Origin of the sequence: Micromonospora sp. NBRC 110038 (genome assembly GCF_020884815.1) — a bacterium.
GTDB lineage: Bacteria > Actinomycetota > Actinomycetes > Mycobacteriales > Micromonosporaceae > Micromonospora > Micromonospora haikouensis.
The window spans coordinates 453743-469969 of the sequence record NZ_BBOL01000002.1 but is presented as its reverse complement, the minus strand read 5'-3'; the positions used below and the strand labels follow the sequence as shown (position 1 = coordinate 469969).

Here is a 16227-nt window from a genome sequence, read left to right as displayed (position 1 = left end):
CGGCGTCATGACGCTGCCGCCCGCCGGACCCGGCACACCGAAGTCCGGCGGCCACGTCCTGCCCCGCCGGGTGCACGCCGGCTACGCGCTCGGTTCCCTGGTCACCGGGGCGTTCGGCACCGTGCCGGGGCTGCTGCTCCTGCCCTACCTGACCGACACCCTCGGCGTCGCCGCCGGGGTGGCCGCCCTGCTGGTGCTCCTGCCGAAGGCGTGGGACGTGCTGGTCAACCCCGTCGCCGGGCGGATCTCCGACCGGACCAGGTCGCGCTGGGGGGCCCGCCGGCCGTACCTGCTGCTCGGCGGCCTCGCCCTCGCCGTGCTGTTCGCCGCGATCTTCGCCGCCCCGTTCGGCGCCGGCCCGGCCGCCGGGGCGTACGTCGCCCTCGCCTTCCTCGCCACGGCGACCGCGTTCGCGTTCTTCCAGGTCCCGTACGTGGCGATGCCGGCCGAGCTGACCGACGACTACGCCGAACGTACCCGGCTGATGAGCTGGCGGATCGCGGTGCTGGCGGTGGCCATCCTGGTCTCCGGCGCGGTGGCCCCCGCCGTGGTGACCGCCGGCGGCGACGGCGTCGCCGGGCACCGCTGGATGGGCCTGTTCGTCGCCGCGCTGATCGTGCTCGGCACCCTCGGCGCGTTCCTCGGCACCCGGGGCGCGCCCACCGGCACGGTCGGCGAGAGCGAGCCGACGCTGCGCGCCCAGCTCGCCGTCGCCGCCCGCAACCGGCCGTTCCGGGCGCTGCTGGTCTGCTTCGTGATCCAGTCCGCCGGGGTCGCCACCATCCTGGCCGGGGTCAGCTACTTCGCCGACCAGGTGCTGCGCGACCCGACCACCGGCCCCACCGTGCTCTTCGCCTGCTTCGTCGGGCCGGCGCTGCTGGTGATGCCGCTGTGGACCCGCGTCGGCGCGCGGGTCGGCAAGCGGTCCGCGCTGGTCGCCGCGTCCGCGCTGCTCACGGCGGGGGCCGCCGGCCTGGTTGCCGCGCCGGTGCTGCCGGCCGTCGCGGTCTACCTCGTGGTCGCGGTCATCGGCGTCGGGTACGCCGGCCAGCAGGTCTTCGCGCTGGCCATGCTGCCCGACTGCATCGCGTACGACACGGCGCGCACCGGCCGCCGGCAGGCCGGCGTGTTCACCGGCCTGTGGACGGCGGGGGAGACCCTCGGCCTCGCCCTCGGCCCCGGCATCTACGGCCTGGTGCTCCAGCTCAGCGGGTACGTCTCCTCCGACACCGGCACGGCGGCCGTCCAGTCCGACGCGGCCCGCCTCGGCGTGCTGCTGGGCTTCACCGTGCTGCCGGCCCTGCTGGTCGGCCCGCCCCTGCTCCTGCTGCGCCACTACACGCTCACCCGGGACGACCTGCTGACCGTCGCCGCCGGCCACCACGAGACCGGCCACCACGAGAGGAACGTCACCGCCGCATGAGTGACGACCAGGACAACGGCCAGGACACCGGCCGGGCGCTGCCGGAGCGCGGGCTGCCGGCCGAGCGGGTGCTCGGCGACATCGGGGCGCTGCGCGCGGGGGACCGGCCCACCCACGGGGGGCGGCTCTTCGCGTACGTCTACGACCCGGCCGTGCCGGGCCTGGACGAGCTGTCCGCCGCCGCCCACGCGAGCAGCGCGCACGTCAACGGCCTCGACCCGACGGCGTTCCCGTCGCTGCTGGCGATGGAGAACGCGCTGGTCGGGGCGGCGTCCCGGCTGCTCGGCGGCGGCCCCGGCGGCACCGCCCCCGACGTCGTCGGCAGCGTCACCAGCGGCGGCACCGAGTCGCTGATCCTCGCCGTGAAGGCCGCCCGCGACGCCCGCCCCGACGTCGCCGCGCCCCGCATCGCCGTGCCGGTGACCGCCCACGCGGCGTTCGCCAAGGCCGCCCACTACCTGCGGGTCGCCCTCGACCCGGTGCCCGTCGACCCGGTGACCCTGCGGCCGTCCGCCGCCGCCGTGGCCGCCGCGATCGGCCCCGACACGGTGCTGGTGGCCTGCTCCGCCCCCTCGTACGCGCACGGCGTCGTCGACCCCGTCGCCGAGATCGCGGCGGTGGCCGCCGAGGCCGGGGTGCGCTGCCACGTCGACGCCTGCTTCGGCGGCTGGACGCTGCCCTGGCTGCGCCGCCTCGGCGAGCCGGTGCCGCCGTTCGACTTCGCCGTCGCCGGGGTCACCTCGATCTCCGTCGACCTGCACAAGTACGCGTACGCCCCGAAGGGCGTCTCCGTGCTGCTGCACCGCACCCCGGCGCTGCGCGCCCCGCAGTTCTTCGCGTACGCCGACTGGCCCGGCTACACGATGGTCAACCCAGTGATCGCCTCCACCCGCTCCGGCGGCCCGATCGCCGCCGCGTACGCCACGCTGCGCCACCTCGGCGAGGACGGCTACCTGCGGCTCGCGGCGGCGACCCGCGACGCCGTGGCCGGGCTCGCCGACGCGGTACGCGGCACCGACGGGCTGCGGCTGCTGGCCGAGCCCGAGTCGACGGTGGTCTGCTTCACCTCCACCGACCCGACGCTGGACCTGTTCGTGCTGGTCGACGAGCTGACCGCGCGCGGCTGGCACACCCAGCCCCAACTCTCGTACGCCGACCTGCCGGCCAGCGTGCACCTCACCGTGACCGCCGCGGTGGCCCCCCGGGTGGCGGAGTTCGGCCCTGACCTGGCCGACGCGGCGGCGGCGGCCCGCGCCGCCGGCCCGGTGAAGCTGCCCGCCGAGCTGACCGCGCTCGCGGCGACGCTGACCCCGGACGCGCTCACCCCAGAACTGGTCGCCGGCCTGGCCGCCGCCCTCGGCCTCGGCGGGGTGGGAGCCGGCCCCGGCGGCGCGGCGGCCGGTGGCGGCTTCGCGCCGGACGCCACCGTCAACGCCCTGCTCGACGCCGCCCCGCCGGCCCTGCGGGAGCGGCTGCTGGTCGAGTTCGTCGGCCTGCTGCAACGCCCCACCTACTGAGCTGCCCCTGAGCCGCCGCCCCGAGCTGTCCCGTTCGGGGCGGGCGGCGGCTGTGGTTGACTGGCGCGGGAGAGAGAGGAGGCGGTCGTGCAGCTGCCGGCAGTGCTCGGGGAGCCGATCCGGTTCGTGCTGAACTGGGGCCGCCGCTACTCGCTGTGGGTGTTCAACTTCGGCCTCGCCTGCTGCGCGATCGAGTTCATCGCCACCAGCATGGGCCGGCACGACTTCATCCGGCTCGGGGTGATCCCGTTCGCCCACGGCCCGCGCCAGGCCGACCTGATGGTGGTCTCGGGCACGGTCACCGACAAGATGGCCCCGGCGATCAAGCGGCTCTACGACCAGATGCCCGAGCCGAAGTACGTCATCTCCTTCGGCGCGTGCTCCAACTGCGGCGGCCCCTACTGGGACTCGTACTCGGTGACCAAGGGCGTCGACCAGCTCATCCCCGTCGACGTGTACGTGCCCGGCTGCCCGCCCCGCCCGGAGGCGCTGCTGCACGGCATCCTGCGCCTGCAGGAGAAGATCGCCGCCGAGCAGTCCGGCGTCGGCGGCGTCCCCCGCCCCGACCCCCTGGCCTCCCCGGCCGACGCCGCTCCCGCCGCCGCCCGGCCGCCCCGCCCGGTGGACTCGCTGACGGCCCCGCCGATCCGCCGGCCCACCACCCCCTGAAGCCACCTCCGCGACAGGGGCGCCCCGGGGGGTGGTGGGCGGGGTCAGCCGGTCACTGCGGGGCCAGCCAGAAGTGGTCGGCCGCCGGGCCCGGGTTGGTGATGGTCACCGGGAGGCTGCCCCGGTAGCCGCGCTCGGTCGGGTCCAGGACGAGCCGGCCCACCGAGACGGTGGCGGTCCCGGTCGGGCGGGCCGATGCGGGTTCGGCGGTGCGGGCCATCGCCGCTCCGGCCGGTGCCAGCGCGGCCGTGCAGCCGAGCAGGGCGATGGCGAGCAGGCCCGCCGTGCGTTCGATCATCGGTGCGGGTCCTCCGTGGGGCGCGTCCGGCGCAATGCGCCGGGCGACGAAGCGGCACCACCGGGACGGCCCCGGCGATGTCGGGAGTGGTCCGTCCCGGGTGTCGCCGCGCCACGGCGTCGCCGCCGCGCGTGACCTTCCCGCGTCGCCACGTACCCCCGTACCGTGGCCGCGTCATCATCATCGACCCTCGGCCGGCCCGCCACCCCGCGTCCGGGTCCCGTCCGGCGGCAGCTCCGGGAGGCGGCCGGCGGTCCACCCCGGTCGGCGCGGTCTCAGCGTCGAGCGGCCACATCCCGCGGACGGCACCCGCACCCATCGGCCGGAGGCGCGACAGAACGTGACCCCCGCGCCTGCGGCACAAGCCTCACCCCACCCCTTTGCTCTGCACCCGCATACGCAACGGCCACGCAGTGCAACCGGTTGCCGCACCCGCCGGCGGTCCGCGATCTTGCAGGCGGCCAGCTCCGTGGCGTGTTGCGTGGGTGGGTGCAGAGCAAAGGGGAACGCAGGTGTCCTTCGCGGCCGGGGAGACGTGACGCAGAGTCAGGTCCCGCAGCTCTTCGCGGCCGGCAACCCCTGCCCAATCGGTTCGCACCGGGCCGCCGTGCTGGACCTCACCGGCTGGCGCGGCCCAGGGGTAGGTGGGACGGTGGCGGGCTGGGATTAGCCTGCGGCCATGAACCAGTCTGCGGACAAGCGTTCCGCTTTCATCGTCGACGTGCTGACCGAGGAGTTCGGCGCGTCGATGGCGCTCGACCCGGCGGCGTTCCGCCGCAAGTTCCGCAAGATGGCCGCCTCGCCGTTCGCCTTCTACCGGGGCAGCGCCTCGCTCTTCTACGCCGACCAGCGCGGCGACTTCGCCGACGACGCGTTCCTCGACGAGCGCACCAGCCGGGTGTGGATCCACGGGGACCTGCACGCGGAGAACTTCGGCACCTACATGAACGCCTCCGGGCGGCTCGTGTTCAACGTCAACGACTTCGACGAGGCGTACGTCGGGCCGTTCACCTGGGATCTGCGCCGCCTCGCCGCCAGCGTCGCCCTGCTCGGGTACGCCAAGGCGCTCTCCGACCGCGCGATCGGTGACCTGGTCGCCGGCTTCGCCCGGTCGTACCTGACGGAGCTGCGGGCCATCGCCGCCGGCGGGGACGACGCGATCGGCTCGATCACCCTCGACAACGCCGACGGCGTGCTGCGCCGGGTGCTCCAGCAGGCCCGGCTCAACACCCGGGTGGAGCTGCTCGCCGCGCAGACCACCGTCGACAACTACGAGCGCCGGTTCTCCCTCGGCGACGGGGTGTTCGAGATCGACGGCGACACCCGGGAGAAGGTCTGCGCCGCGTTCGCCGAGTACCTCGGCACGCTGCCGGAGTCCTCGGCGAACCTGCGCCCGGTCTCCGCGCACATCAAGGACGTCGTCCTGCGCAAGGGGGTGGGCATCGGCTCGGCCGGGCTGCCGTCGTACAACCTGCTGCTGGAGGGGCACACCGAGGCGCTGGAGAACGACGTCGTCATCTACATGAAGCAGGCCCAGGTGCCGGCGGTCGCCCGGCACATCGACGACGAGCGGGTGCGGTCGTACTTCCGGCACCAGGGGCACCGGACGGCGGAGTCGCAGCGGGCGCTGCAGGCCCACGCCGACCCGTGGCTGGGCTTCACCGAGCTGGACGGGGCGGGCCAGCTCGTCGCCGAGGTCTCCCCGTACGCCGCCGACCTGGACTGGTCGGACGTCAACGAGCCGGAGGAGCTGGCCGGGGTGCTGGCCGACCTGGGCCGGGCGGTGGCCCGGATGCACTCGGTCGCCGACGACGAGTCCAGCCACGACCTGGTCGACTACTCCACCGAGGAGGCGATCGTCGCGGCGGTCGACACGGACCCCGACGGGTTCGTCGCGGGCCTGGTGGAGTTCGCCCACGCGTACGGGCTGCGGGCCCGCGAGGACCACCAGCTCTTCGTCGACCTGTTCCGCAACGGCCGGCTCCCCGGCATCTGAGCGGACCCGGGGCGGACCCGGGGCGGGCCAGGGCGGGCCGCTCAGGCGGTGAAGTCCAGCACCACCTTGATGTCGTCGCCGGTGGGGGTGTACGCCTCCGCGTACGCCGCCACCGGCACCCGGCGGGTGATCAGCGCGTTCAGCCAGGACTGGTCGGCGCGGGCCAGCGCCGCGGCGGCGAGGTCCCAGTGCCGCCGGTTGGCGTTGACCGAGCCGAACACCACGTTGTTCTCCAGCACCAGCTCCCGGTTGAGGGCCCCGGCGTCGAAGTCGAGGGTCCGGCCGCCACTGGACACGCCGGTGAGGCAGACGATGCCGGTCGGCCCGGCCTTGCACATCGCGTCGAGCACGACCGACGGCGCGCCGGTGCACTCCACCACCACGTCCGGCACCAGGTCGAGCTGCCCGACCGACCCCGTGTGGTACGTCGCGCCGAGCGCCCGGACCAGGTCCGGTTTCGGCCCGGTCTCGGCGCGGTCCAGCACGTGCACGGCGAACCCGCGCTGGGTGGCCAGCAGCGCCGCCAGCAGGCCGATCGGCCCGGCCCCGGTGACGAGCGCGGTCTGTGGCTGCCACTCGGCGCGGGCCCCGATGCGCTCGATGTGGTCCCACGCCTTCGCCACCACGCTGGTCGGCTCCAGCAGCATCCCCACCGGGGCGAGGGCGGGGTCCAGCCCGACGGCGAAGCGCGGCTGCACCCGCCACCTGTCCCGGGCGAAGCCGGGCAGCCCCTTGATGCCGTGCTCCGTGTACTCGCCGTTGCGGCACATGTCCCACTCGCCGACCGCGCAGTTGGCGCAGGGCACCGGGTCCGGGTGCCGGACGATGCCGACCACCAGGTCACCGGGGTGCAGGGTGCCGCTCGGGTCCTCCAGCACCCGGCCCAGCGACTCGTGCCCGAGCACCAGGGCCGACGCGCCGGGCGGGGCCTCGCCGAAGGTGCCCTCGACGATCTCGTGGTCGGTGCCGCAGATTCCCACGGCCAGCGCCTCGACGAGGATCGCCCCCTCCTCGGCGTGCGGCTCCGGGTAGTCGTCCACCAGCCGCAGCGAGTCGCGGACTCCGGGGTTGACGGTCACGGCGCGCACGACCCCCATCCTTCCCCGCCGGGCGCGCCGCCGCTCGGCGAATCCGTCATCCGGCCCGCCGCCCGCCCGGCAGAACCGGCATCCGGCCCGCCCCGGCGGACCGGCGTCGGTCATAGGATCAGCGGCATGACTCCCGAAGAGGTCGGCCAGCGGCTGGTCGCGCTGCTCGCGCCCGTCGAGGCCACCGCGTCGGTGTCCGGCGGCCAGGCGTACGCGCGGGCCACCGTCGACGTACCCCCGGCGAGCTGGCGGGACGCGCTGCGCGCGGCCCGCGACGACGCCGACCTGGGCTGCGACTTCTTCGACTGGCTCTCGGCCGTCGACCAGCTCGCCGACGGCTGCGAGGTGGTCGCCCACCTGTGGTCGACGGGGCGTCGGCACGGCCTGCTGCTGCGCACCCGGGTGCCGTGGGACGCGCCCCGGGTGGACTCGGTCGTCGACCTCTACCCGGGCGCGGCCTGGCACGAGCGGGAGACGTTCGAGATGTTCGGCGTGGACTTCCCCGGGCACGGCGAGCTGCGCCCGCTGCTGCTGCCGCCCGAGTTCGAGGGGCACCCGTTGCGCAAGGAGTTCGTGCTCGCCTCCCGGGTGGCCAAGCCGTGGCCGGGCGCGAAGGAGCCGGGCGAGTCGACCGCGGCCGGTGGCCGCCGGGCGGTGCGCCCGCCGGGGGTGCCGGCCCCGGGCGAGTGGGGGCCGGCGTCGCCGCCGGCCGCCGGGCCGCCCGCCGGCGCGACGCGGGGCGAGGGTGTCGCGGGCGACGGGGGCGCGGCCTGATGCCCGACTGGTTGGAGGCCGTGCTGCGGGTGGTCGGCGTGCTGGTCGCCTTCCTCACCCTGCCGCTCGTCGTCGGGCAGGCCGAGCACAAGGTGATGGCGCACATGCAGGGCCGGCTCGGCCCGATGTACGCGGGCGGCTTCCACGGCTGGGCGCAGCTCGTCGCCGACGGGGTCAAGTTCGTGCAGAAGGAGGACGTGACCCCCCGCGAGGCGGACCGGGCGGTGTTCCGGCTGGCCCCGGTGGTGGCCCTGGTGCCCTACCTGCTCGCCCTGCTGGTGATCCCGCTCGGGCCCGGCGACCTGGTGGGCCAGCCGCTGGACATCGGCCTGTTCTTCGTCCTGGCCGTGGTCGGGGTGGGCGTCGTGGCGGTGCTGATGTCGGCGTGGGCGTCGGCCAACAAGTACAGCCTGCTCGGCGGGCTGCGCGGGGCCGCCCAGCTGCTCGGCTACGAGCTGCCGCTGGTGCTGGCCGCCGCGTCGGTGGCGATGGCGGCCGGCACGCTGAGCCTGCCCGGCATCGTCGAGGCGTGGCGGCCCTGGTGGCTGCTCTGGCAGGCCCCCGCGATGATCGTTTTCTTCGTCGCGGGGCTGGCCGAGATCCGCCGGCCCCCGTTCGACATGCCGGTCGCCGACTCGGAGCTGGTCTTCGGCTACATGACGGAGTACACGGGACTGCGCTTCGCGTTCTTCCTGCTCGCCGAGTACGTCGGCATCGTGGTGATCGCCGCGCTGACCACCGTGCTCTTCCTCGGCGGCTGGCAGGGCCCGTTCGCCGACGCGCAGCTCGGCTGGCTGTGGACGCTGCTGAAGGTCTTCGCCGTCTCGTTCGTGATCATCTGGCTGCGGGTGTCGTACCCCCGGCTGCGCGAGGACCAGCTCCAGCGGCTGTGCTGGCTGGTGCTGGTGCCGGCCTCCCTCGCCCAGCTCGTCCTCACGGCCGCCGTCCGCGTCGCCCTGTAGGTGGGTGCAAGGAAGGACCCCCTGTTAACGCTTTCTGTTGTACAGGGGGCCCTTCCTGACACTCCGAGTAGCCGAGCCCGGCGGTTACGGGGCGGCGTAGAGCAGGCGGTTCGGCGAGCCGGGGCCCGGGTTGATCACCACGCCGGTGGTGGCGGCGGCGATCAGCGCGCTCTTGGCCTGCGCGAGCGTGGCCGTCGGGAACTGCTGCCGGTAGCGCGCCATCCACCCCGTGACGTGCGGCGCCGCCATCGAGGTGCCCGACCAGCCGGAGGCGACGGCCGTGTTCGAGGCGATGCCGGCGGAGGTGATGTTGACGCCGGGGGCGAAGACGTCCACGCAGGTGCCGTAGCTGGAGAACGAGGCCCGGGTGTCCGTGACGTCGGTCGCGGCGACGGTGACGCCCCGGGACGACCGGGGGCCGTTGGTGCAGGCGTCGGTGTTGAAGTTGTTGGCGATGAAGACGGTGTGCACGCCCGAGTCGATCAGGTTCTCGGCGGCGGTGTTGGGGGTGGTGCCGTACCCCTGGAGGCTGAAGTTCGCCACCGACACCGGGTCGTGGTTGGCGGCGATCCAGTCCATGCCCTCGATCAGGTCCGTCGTCCAGCCGGAGTTGTCGCACTGCAGGACGCGTACGGCCTTGATGGTGACGGCCTTGGCGACCCCGTACGTCGCGCCGCCGACGGTGCCGGCGACGTGCGTGCCGTGGCCGTGGCAGTCGTTGGTGCCGTTGCCGTCGCCGACCGCGTCGTAGACGCCGCTGGCCCGGCCGCCGAAGTCGACGTGGGTGGCCCGGATGCCCGAGTCGACCACGTAGACGGTGACGCCGGAACCGGTCGACGTGTAGCCGAAGCTGTTGTTCAGCGGCAGGTAGTGCTGGTCGATGCGGTCCAGCCCCCACGACGGCGGGTTCGACTGCACGGCAGACGCCGAGAAGTCGTCGGTGCCGCCGCCGTGGATGCGGCTGTCCCGCTCGACGTACGCGACGGCGGGGTCGGCCCGCACGGCGGCGAGGGCGGCCGGGGTGAGCTGGGCGGCGTACCCGTCGAGGACCCGGGTGTAGCGGTTGAGCACGGTGCCGCCGGCGCGCTCGGCGACGGCGGCGGCCCGGCTCGTGCGGGCGGTGCGCGTGGCGCGGTCGGTGCCGGCGGGCGGATCGGCGAGCACCACGATGTACCGGTCCGGCGCGGCCTCCGGCCCGCCCGGGCGCAGCGGGGCGGGCGCGGGACGGCCGGGCTCCACCGCGCCGGGAGCGGCCGACGCGGGTACGGCGAGGGTGGTGACGAGCGCTCCGGTGAGCATGCCGGCCAGCACGCCGAGGCGTACCGTTCTGCGACCTGGCTTCCGCAAGGCTGATCTCCTCAACTGTGGACAGCCTGCGCCGAACACCGGCGAAAGGCCGGCGGCGCAGGCCACTCAAGTCGATCAGTCTGAATTGAAGCGAGTGTTAACCAGTGAAGATTATCGATTAATTCGAGGTGCCCTTCGGGGCGCGCGGGCCCCGGACAACCCCCCGTTCAGCCCAGCGGGGTGTGGGCCGGGTCGACCCGCTCGGCGGGCGGCGGGGGCGGCGGCGGGGTGCCGTCGCCGAAGGGCCGGCCACCGAGGGCCTCCCGGCCGTGCGGGGTGAGCCAGTTCGCCAGGTCCGGGCCGAGCGGGACGACTCCGGTCGGGTTGATGTCCCGGTGCACCTCGTAGTAGTGCCGCTTGATGTGGTCGAAGTCGATCGTGTCGCCGAACCCGGGGGTGGTGAACAGGTCCCGGGCGTACGCCCACAGCACCGGCATCTCCGACAGCTTGCTCCGGTTGCACTTGAAGTGACCGTGGTAGACCGGGTCGAAGCGGACCAGCGTCGTGAACAGCCGCACGTCGGCCTCGGTGATCGTGTCGCCGACCAGGTACCGCTGCCCGGACAGCCGCTCGGTCAACCAGTCCAGCCGGTCGAACAGCCGCCGGTACGCCGACTCGTACGCCTTCTGGCTGCCGGCGAACCCGCACCGGTACACGCCGTTGTTGACGTCGGCGAAGACCACGGCGTTGACCTCGTCGATCTCGTCGCGCAGCCCGGCCGGGTACAGCTCGGGCGCGCCCTGCCGGTGGTACGCCGTCCACTCCGTCGACAGGTCCAGGCTCATCCGGGCGTAGTCGTTGGTGACCACCTGCCCCGTCGGCACGTCCACCATCGCCGGCACGGTGATCCCCCGCTCGTAGCCGGGGAACCGCCTGAAGTACGCCTCCTGGAGGCGCTCGATGCCGAGCACCGGGTCCCGCCCGCCCGGGTCGAGGTCGAACGTCCAGCTCCGGGCGTCGTGGGTCGGCCCGGCCACCGCCATCGAGATGGCGTCCTCCAGGCCGAGCAGCCGGCGCACGATGATCAGCCGGTTGGCCCAGGGGCAGGCGCGGCTGACCGCCAGCCGGTAGCGACCCGGCTCCACCGGCCAGCCGTCCCGCCCGTCGGCGGTGATCCGGGTGGCGATGTACCGCTGGTCCCGGGTGAACTCCCCACCGGGCTCGACGTACTTCCCGCCGGGCTCCGCACCGCTCGCGCCGGATTCCGAGCCCTTGCCGCCGGTCGTCGCGCCCGCCTCGTCGCCCACGTCGCCCCCTGCTGTCCGCCTCGCCGTCTCCGTCCGTCCCATCTTGACCGATCCGCCGCCCCGGGGCCCGCCGAGCCCCGATCGCCACGCTCCGGGCCCGCCGAGAGCGCCGCACCCCGCGTCGTACGGGAGGGCCGGCTGGCTAGGCTGCCCCGGTGAGCGACAGGGAGGAGGCGGCGGTGCACGACGTGGAGGCGGCAGCCCGGCGCTTCGTCGCCGACGTGTGGAACGCCGGGCGCGAGGAGTCCGCGTACGAGCTGGTGGCGGCGGGCTGCCCCGGGCTGGGCGGGACGGGCCCGGAGGCGGTCCTGGCCTGGCACCGGGAGCGGCGGGCGGCCTTCCCCGACCTGCGCTACAAGCTCGTCGACGTGGTGGCCGCCGCCGACCGGGTGGCGGTGCGCTGGCGGGCCGCCGGCACCCAGGCCGGCCCGTTCGGGCCGGTGCCGCCCACCGGGCGGGTGGCGAGCTTCTCGGGGGCGACGTTCCTGCGCTTCGACCCGGCGGGGCGGATCGTCGACGTGTGGCACGCCACCGAGCTGTTCCAGCTCCTCCAGCAGCTCGGCGTCGAGATGCTCCCGCCGCTCACCGGCCCCTGACCCCGCCGCCGGGTCACCGACTCGGCACGCCGCCGCCCCGTCGGGCGGGACCGCTCACAGGTGCCGGGGCGTGATCCGGGCGATCGACAGGTTCACCGGGAACGGCTCGCCGGTGTCGACGAACTTCGTCCAGCGGCCGGTCTCCGTGTAGACCTCGTCGACCGGGTCGATCCGGTGGGTGTGGACGACCAGCTCGCCGTCGCCGGTCTCGATCCGCCAGTAGAACGGGATGCCGGCCTGCGCGTAGAGGGCCGGCTTGAGCACCCGGTCGATCGAGCGGGTGCTCGGGGAGACGACCTCGACGGCCAGCACCACCTCGTGCGGCGCGTACCGCGACGGCGAGCGCCGGGCGGCCTCCGCCGTGGTGACCAGCACGTCCGGGACGAAGGAGCGGGTCCGGTTGATCCGCACCTCGACGCCCTGGGTCACGTCGTATTCGTCGGGGCACTGCTCTTCGAGCGCGACGCCGAGCCGCATGGCGATGGTCTGGTGGATGCGGGTGGGGGAGGGGGACACGAGCAACACTCCGTCGAGCAGTTCGCGGCGGCGACCGTCCTCGGGCAGCCCGTCGAGGTCGTCGGTCGTCCACCCGCCCTCGGGCGGGAGGTCGCTCTGCAACGCGGCGGTCATGGGACAGGTCCTTCCCGGCGTGTCGTTCTCCCCGCCGTCACCGTACCGCGCGAAGGGCCGGGTGGTGGTCGCGCGCGCCGGGGGCACAGGGCAGGATGGGCGGCATGGGCGAGACGAGTGGGCGGGGCGTGCCCGGCGAGGGGCTGGCGAAGGGGCTGGCGGTCACGCTGCGCACGATGACCCGCCGCTCGACCACCCAGCAATATCCGGACGTCGCCCCCGAGCTGCCGCCCCGCTCGCGGGGCGTGATCGCGCTGCTGGCCGAGAACTGCACCGTCTGCATGCTCTGCGCCCGCGAGTGCCCCGACTGGTGCATCTACATCGACTCGCACAAGGAGGAGGTGGCGGTGCCCGGCGCCGCCCGCCCCCGCCAGCGCAACGTGCTCGACCGGTTCGACATCGACTTCTCGCTCTGCATGTACTGCGGCATCTGCGTCGAGGTCTGCCCCTTCGACGCGCTCTACTGGTCGCCCGAGTTCGAGTACGCCGAGTACGACATCCGCGACCTGCTGCACGACAAGGACCACCTCGGCGAGTGGATGGCCACCGTCCCGCCGCCGCCCGCGCACGACCGCAACGGCGAGCCGGCGAAGGAGGAGACCACCGCCGCGCGCAAGGCCGCCGCCCCCGCCGGGTCCGCCGCCCGGCCGACCCCCTCCCGGGTACGCCCCGCCGCCCCGGCGGATGGCACCCCCACCGACCCGGGTGCCGCCCCGTGACCGGTGCGGACGTGCTGCTGCTGGCCCTCGGCGCGGTGGCGGTCGGCGCGGGGGCGCTGGTGGTGACGACCCGCCACCTGGTCCGCGCCGGCCTCTACCTGGTGGTCTGCCTGGGCGCGCTGGCCGGCGTCTACCTGGTGCTCGCCGCCGAGCTGGTGGCCTGGGTGCAGGTGCTGATCTACGTGGGTGCCGTGGTGGTGCTGCTGCTGTTCGCGGTGATGCTGACCCGCGCCCCGATCGGCGCGTCCGACGACCTGGACCGGCCGGGCTGGCCGGCGGCCCTGATCGGCGGCGGCGCCGGCCTCGGGCTGGCCGCCCTGCTGGTCGACGCCTACCGCTGGACCCGGGTGGACCTGCCCACGCCGGGCACCGCCGAGCGGCTCGGCGAGCAGGTGTTCCGCACCTGGGTGCTGCCGTTCGAGGTGCTGTCGGTGCTGCTGCTGTCCGCCCTGGTCGGCGCGGTCGTGCTGTCCCGCCCCGACATCGGCCGCCGCCCGGCCGAGGGCCGGGGCCCCGCAAGGGCGGACAACCAGGGGCCGGGCGCGGCGGGAGGCCGCCCGTGAGGCCCGTCGTCCCGTACGTCACCGCCGCCCTCCTGTTCGGCCTCGGCGTCTACGGCGTGCTGCGCCGCCGCAACGCGGTGCTCGTGCTGATGGCGGTGGAGCTGATGCTCAACGCCGTCAATTTGATCCTGGTCACCGCCGACGCGACGGTCCGGGCGGCGCTGCCGCACGCGGGTCAGGTGTTCGCGTTGTTCGTGATCGTGCTGGCCGCCGCCGAGATCGGCGTGGGGCTGGCCATCGTGCTTCAGCTCTACCGGCTGCGGGCGAGCGTCGCCGTCGACGAGGTGCCGCTGACGGAGCCGCCGACCGAGGGGCTGGCCCAGGCGACGGTCAGCACGACCACCGGCGAGGTGACCCCGTGACCGGCCTGCTCGGGGCGCTGCTGCCGGCCGTACCCCTGGTGGCGGGTCTGGTGGGGTTGCTGCTGCCGCCCGTGTCGCGCGGCGGGGGCGCGCGGGCCGGGGCGGATCCGGCCCGCCGGGTGGCCGTCGGGCTCGGCGTGGCCGGCGCGGCCGGGGCGCTGCTGGTCGCGGTCGCGCTGCTGGCCCGGGTCGGCGCGCCCGTGGAGACGTCGACCAGCTGGGTCGACCTGGGCGGCCTGCGGGTGACCCTCGGCGTCCGGCTCGACGGCGCGGCGGCCCTGGTCGCCGTCGCGGTGGCGGCGGTGGCCCTGGCCGTGCAGGTCTACTCGGTGGGCTACCTGCGGGCGGGCCCGCACGACGAGGCCGGCGTCGACGTCGACCACCGCTACCCGCCGTACGCGGCGCAGATCAGCCTCTTCACCGCCGCGATGCTGCTGGTGGTCGTCGCCGGTGACCTGGTCATGCTGCTGGTCGGCTGGGAGGTGATGGGCCTCTGCTCCTACCTGCTCATCGCCCACGACCGCCGGCTGCCCGGCGCGCCGGCCGCCGCGATGAAGGCGTTCCTGGTCACCCGCGTGGGTGACGTCGGCTTCCTGCTCGGCATCGCCCTGCTCGGCGTCTCGGCGGGTAGCTTCCGCATCGCCGACGTGCTCGCCCACGACCACTCCGCCGGCACGCTCACCGCCGCCTGCCTGCTGCTGCTCGCCGGGGTGGCCGGCAAGAGCGCCCAGTTCCCGCTGCACACCTGGCTGCCCGACGCGATGGCCGGCCCGACCCCGGTCTCCGCCCTGATCCACGCCGCCACCATGGTCGCCGCCGGGGTGTACGCGGTCACCCGCCTCTTCCCGCTGTTCGAGCGGGCCCCGGCGGCGCTGGCCGTGCTCGGGGTGCTGGCCTCGGTGACCCTGCTGCTCGGCGCGCTCGCCGCGACCGCCCAGGACGACCTGAAGCGGGTGCTGGCCTGGTCGACGGTGTCCCAGCTCGGCTACATGACGGGCGCGCTGGCCGTCGGCGCGCCCGCCGCCGCGCTGTTCCACCTGCTCACCCACGCCGCGTTCAAGGCGCTGCTGTTCCTCGCCGCCGGCGCGGTGATCCACGCCCTCGGCACCCCGCTGCTGTCCCGCATGGGCGGGCTGCGCTCGACGATGCCGGTGACGTTCTGGTGCACGGCGGTGGGCCTCGGCGCGCTGGCCGGCGTCCCCCCGCTGGCCGGCTTCTGGAGCAAGGACGGCGTGCTCGCCGCCGCCGAGGCCGCCGCGTTGGACTCCGCCGGCCTGGCCCCCGCCTGGGTGGGCTGGCTGGTGTGGCTCGCCGGGTTGGCCGGCGTCGCCGTCACCGCCTGGTACGCCACCCGGCTGCTGCTGCGCGCGTTCCTCGGCGCGGCCCGGCCGCCGCTGCCCCCGCACGACCGGCCGATCGCGCTGCACCCGCACGACCCGCCGGCCGTGATGCGGGTGCCGATGCTGCTGCTCGCGGTGCCGGCCGCGCTGCTCGGGCTCGCCGCGTTCTGGCCGGCGTTCACCGGCCGGCTCGGCGCAGCCGAGGGGGAGTGGACCCACGTCGGCCCGGCGCTGCTGCTGCCGCTGGCGCTGCTCGCCGCCGGGGCCGCCCTCGCCTGGGCCGGCTGGCGGCGGGACCGTGCCGCCGACCCGGCCCGCGCCCTCGGCCCGCTGGGGCCGGTGTTCGCGGCGGGCTTCCGGCTCGACGACGTGCAGCACGCCCTCGTCGTACGCCCGGTGACCGCCCTCGCCCGGTTCGCCCGCGCCGCCGACGAGCGGGTGGTCGACGGCGCGGTGGAGGGCACCGGCCGGGGCGCGACCGGCCTCGGCGGGGCGCTGGCCGGGCTGCACCGGGCCGCGCTGCCCCGGGCGGCGGCCGGGGTGCTGGCCGGGGCGCTACTGATCGGCCTGGCCGCCGTGCTGATCGGGGGCATCGCGTGAGGGCGATCGAGGAGCGTCGCGTGGCGGCGATCGAGGTGCGTCGCGTGGCGGCGATCGAGGTGCGTCGCGTGGCGGCGATCGAGGTGCGTCGCGTGG

At 75.1% G+C, this 16227-nt stretch carries 16 protein-coding genes; 11 read left to right on the top strand and 5 right to left on the bottom strand.

The window, feature by feature from the left end; all coding sequences use genetic code 11:
• Window positions 1-7: 7 nt before the first annotated feature.
• From LPU61_RS09800 to LPU61_RS09790, 3 genes are all read left to right on the top strand, one after another.
• Window positions 8-1423, top strand: coding sequence for an MFS transporter (locus LPU61_RS09800; RefSeq protein ID WP_043965414.1), 1416 nt, complete (start codon window positions 8-10; stop codon window positions 1421-1423).
• Window positions 1420-2940, top strand: a complete 1521-nt coding sequence (locus LPU61_RS09795) for an aminotransferase class V-fold PLP-dependent enzyme (protein WP_229404737.1) — start codon at window positions 1420-1422, stop codon at window positions 2938-2940. Before LPU61_RS09800 ends, LPU61_RS09795 begins: the two co-directional genes overlap by 4 nt.
• Before the next feature lie 87 nt (window positions 2941-3027).
• Window positions 3028-3609 carry an NADH-quinone oxidoreductase subunit B gene (locus LPU61_RS09790; protein WP_043965418.1) on the top strand — a complete coding sequence of 194 codons (582 nt, stop codon included), beginning with the start codon at window positions 3028-3030 and terminating at the stop codon, window positions 3607-3609.
• A 52-nt stretch (window positions 3610-3661) separates the two neighbouring features.
• Here LPU61_RS09790 and LPU61_RS09785 read toward each other — a convergent pair whose 3' ends face one another.
• A complete protein-coding gene (locus tag LPU61_RS09785) occupies window positions 3662-3907 on the bottom strand; it encodes a hypothetical protein (RefSeq protein ID WP_229404736.1) in 246 nt (81 codons plus the stop codon).
• 679 nt (window positions 3908-4586) lie between these two features.
• Here LPU61_RS09785 and LPU61_RS09780 point away from each other — a divergent pair.
• Window positions 4587-5903 carry a DUF2252 domain-containing protein gene (locus tag LPU61_RS09780; RefSeq protein ID WP_043965420.1) on the top strand — a complete coding sequence of 439 codons (1317 nt, stop codon included), beginning with the start codon at window positions 4587-4589 and terminating at the stop codon, window positions 5901-5903.
• 41 nt (window positions 5904-5944) lie between these two features.
• Here LPU61_RS09780 and LPU61_RS09775 read toward each other — a convergent pair whose 3' ends face one another.
• Window positions 5945-6991: a glucose 1-dehydrogenase gene (locus LPU61_RS09775; protein WP_043966497.1), complete on the bottom strand. Its 1047-nt coding sequence runs from the start codon at window positions 6989-6991 to the stop codon at window positions 5945-5947.
• A gap of 126 nt (window positions 6992-7117) precedes the next feature.
• Here LPU61_RS09775 and LPU61_RS09770 point away from each other — a divergent pair, with 126 nt between their 5' ends.
• Window positions 7118-7765, top strand: a complete 648-nt coding sequence (locus tag LPU61_RS09770; RefSeq protein ID WP_229404735.1) for an NADH-quinone oxidoreductase subunit C — start codon at window positions 7118-7120, stop codon at window positions 7763-7765.
• On the top strand, window positions 7765-8727 hold the full coding sequence (locus LPU61_RS09765) for a complex I subunit 1 family protein (RefSeq protein WP_043966499.1): 963 nt from the start codon (window positions 7765-7767) through the stop codon (window positions 8725-8727). Before LPU61_RS09770 ends, LPU61_RS09765 begins: the two co-directional genes overlap by 1 nt.
• Window positions 8728-8811: 84 nt before the next feature.
• Here the strand turns inward: LPU61_RS09765 and LPU61_RS09760 are convergent, their stop codons facing one another.
• Window positions 8812-10074, bottom strand: a complete 1263-nt coding sequence (locus LPU61_RS09760) for a S8 family peptidase (protein ID WP_199486094.1) — start codon at window positions 10072-10074, stop codon at window positions 8812-8814.
• 167 nt (window positions 10075-10241) lie between these two features.
• On the bottom strand, window positions 10242-11321 hold the full coding sequence (locus LPU61_RS09755; RefSeq protein WP_374199636.1) for a glutathione S-transferase family protein: 1080 nt from the start codon (window positions 11319-11321) through the stop codon (window positions 10242-10244).
• Between the two features lie 155 nt (window positions 11322-11476).
• On the opposite strand from LPU61_RS09755, the gene LPU61_RS09750 reads away from it, so the two are divergent.
• On the top strand, window positions 11477-11917 hold the full coding sequence (locus LPU61_RS09750) for an ester cyclase (protein WP_229404734.1): 441 nt from the start codon (window positions 11477-11479) through the stop codon (window positions 11915-11917).
• Window positions 11918-11971: 54 nt separating this feature from the next.
• On the opposite strand, the gene LPU61_RS09745 is transcribed toward LPU61_RS09750, so the two are convergent.
• Entirely contained in the window at window positions 11972-12547 is a 576-nt protein-coding gene (locus LPU61_RS09745; protein WP_043965431.1) for a Uma2 family endonuclease, read from the bottom strand.
• 104 nt (window positions 12548-12651) lie between these two features.
• Here LPU61_RS09745 and LPU61_RS09740 point away from each other — a divergent pair, with 104 nt between their 5' ends.
• Genes LPU61_RS09740 through LPU61_RS09725 form a run of 4 tightly spaced genes read left to right on the top strand, consistent with a single transcriptional unit; the run spans window position 12652 to window position 16131 of the window.
• The gene (locus LPU61_RS09740) at window positions 12652-13266 is read left to right on the top strand and encodes an NADH-quinone oxidoreductase subunit I (RefSeq protein ID WP_229404733.1); all 615 of its coding nucleotides are present in this window, start codon (window positions 12652-12654) and stop codon (window positions 13264-13266) included.
• A complete protein-coding gene (locus LPU61_RS09735; RefSeq protein WP_229404732.1) occupies window positions 13263-13829 on the top strand; it encodes an NADH-quinone oxidoreductase subunit J in 567 nt (188 codons plus the stop codon). The genes LPU61_RS09740 and LPU61_RS09735 overlap by 4 nt, the downstream gene beginning before the upstream one ends.
• The gene (gene nuoK / locus LPU61_RS09730) at window positions 13826-14191 is read left to right on the top strand and encodes an NADH-quinone oxidoreductase subunit NuoK (protein WP_043965438.1); all 366 of its coding nucleotides are present in this window, start codon (window positions 13826-13828) and stop codon (window positions 14189-14191) included. The genes LPU61_RS09735 and nuoK overlap by 4 nt, the downstream gene beginning before the upstream one ends.
• The gene (locus tag LPU61_RS09725; protein ID WP_229404731.1) at window positions 14188-16131 is read left to right on the top strand and encodes an NADH-quinone oxidoreductase subunit L; all 1944 of its coding nucleotides are present in this window, start codon (window positions 14188-14190) and stop codon (window positions 16129-16131) included. Before nuoK ends, LPU61_RS09725 begins: the two co-directional genes overlap by 4 nt.
• Window positions 16132-16227 lie beyond the last annotated feature (96 nt).

What these genes read in the sequence shown, in the direction of transcription:
- LPU61_RS09800 (WP_043965414.1), top strand. Translation starts at nt 8, where the DNA reads ATGACGCTGCCGCCCGCCGGACCCGGCACACCGAAGTCCGGCGGCCAC.
- LPU61_RS09795 (WP_229404737.1), top strand. Translation starts at nt 1,420, where the DNA reads ATGAGTGACGACCAGGACAACGGCCAGGACACCGGCCGGGCGCTGCCG.
- LPU61_RS09785 (WP_229404736.1), bottom strand. Translation starts at nt 3,907, where the DNA reads ATGATCGAACGCACGGCGGGCCTGCTCGCCATCGCCCTGCTCGGCTGC.
- LPU61_RS09780 (WP_043965420.1), top strand. Translation starts at nt 4,587, where the DNA reads ATGAACCAGTCTGCGGACAAGCGTTCCGCTTTCATCGTCGACGTGCTG.
- LPU61_RS09770 (WP_229404735.1), top strand. Translation starts at nt 7,118, where the DNA reads ATGACTCCCGAAGAGGTCGGCCAGCGGCTGGTCGCGCTGCTCGCGCCC.
- LPU61_RS09765 (WP_043966499.1), top strand. Translation starts at nt 7,765, where the DNA reads ATGCCCGACTGGTTGGAGGCCGTGCTGCGGGTGGTCGGCGTGCTGGTC.
- LPU61_RS09745 (WP_043965431.1), bottom strand. Translation starts at nt 12,547, where the DNA reads ATGACCGCCGCGTTGCAGAGCGACCTCCCGCCCGAGGGCGGGTGGACG.
- LPU61_RS09740 (WP_229404733.1), top strand. Translation starts at nt 12,652, where the DNA reads ATGGGCGAGACGAGTGGGCGGGGCGTGCCCGGCGAGGGGCTGGCGAAG.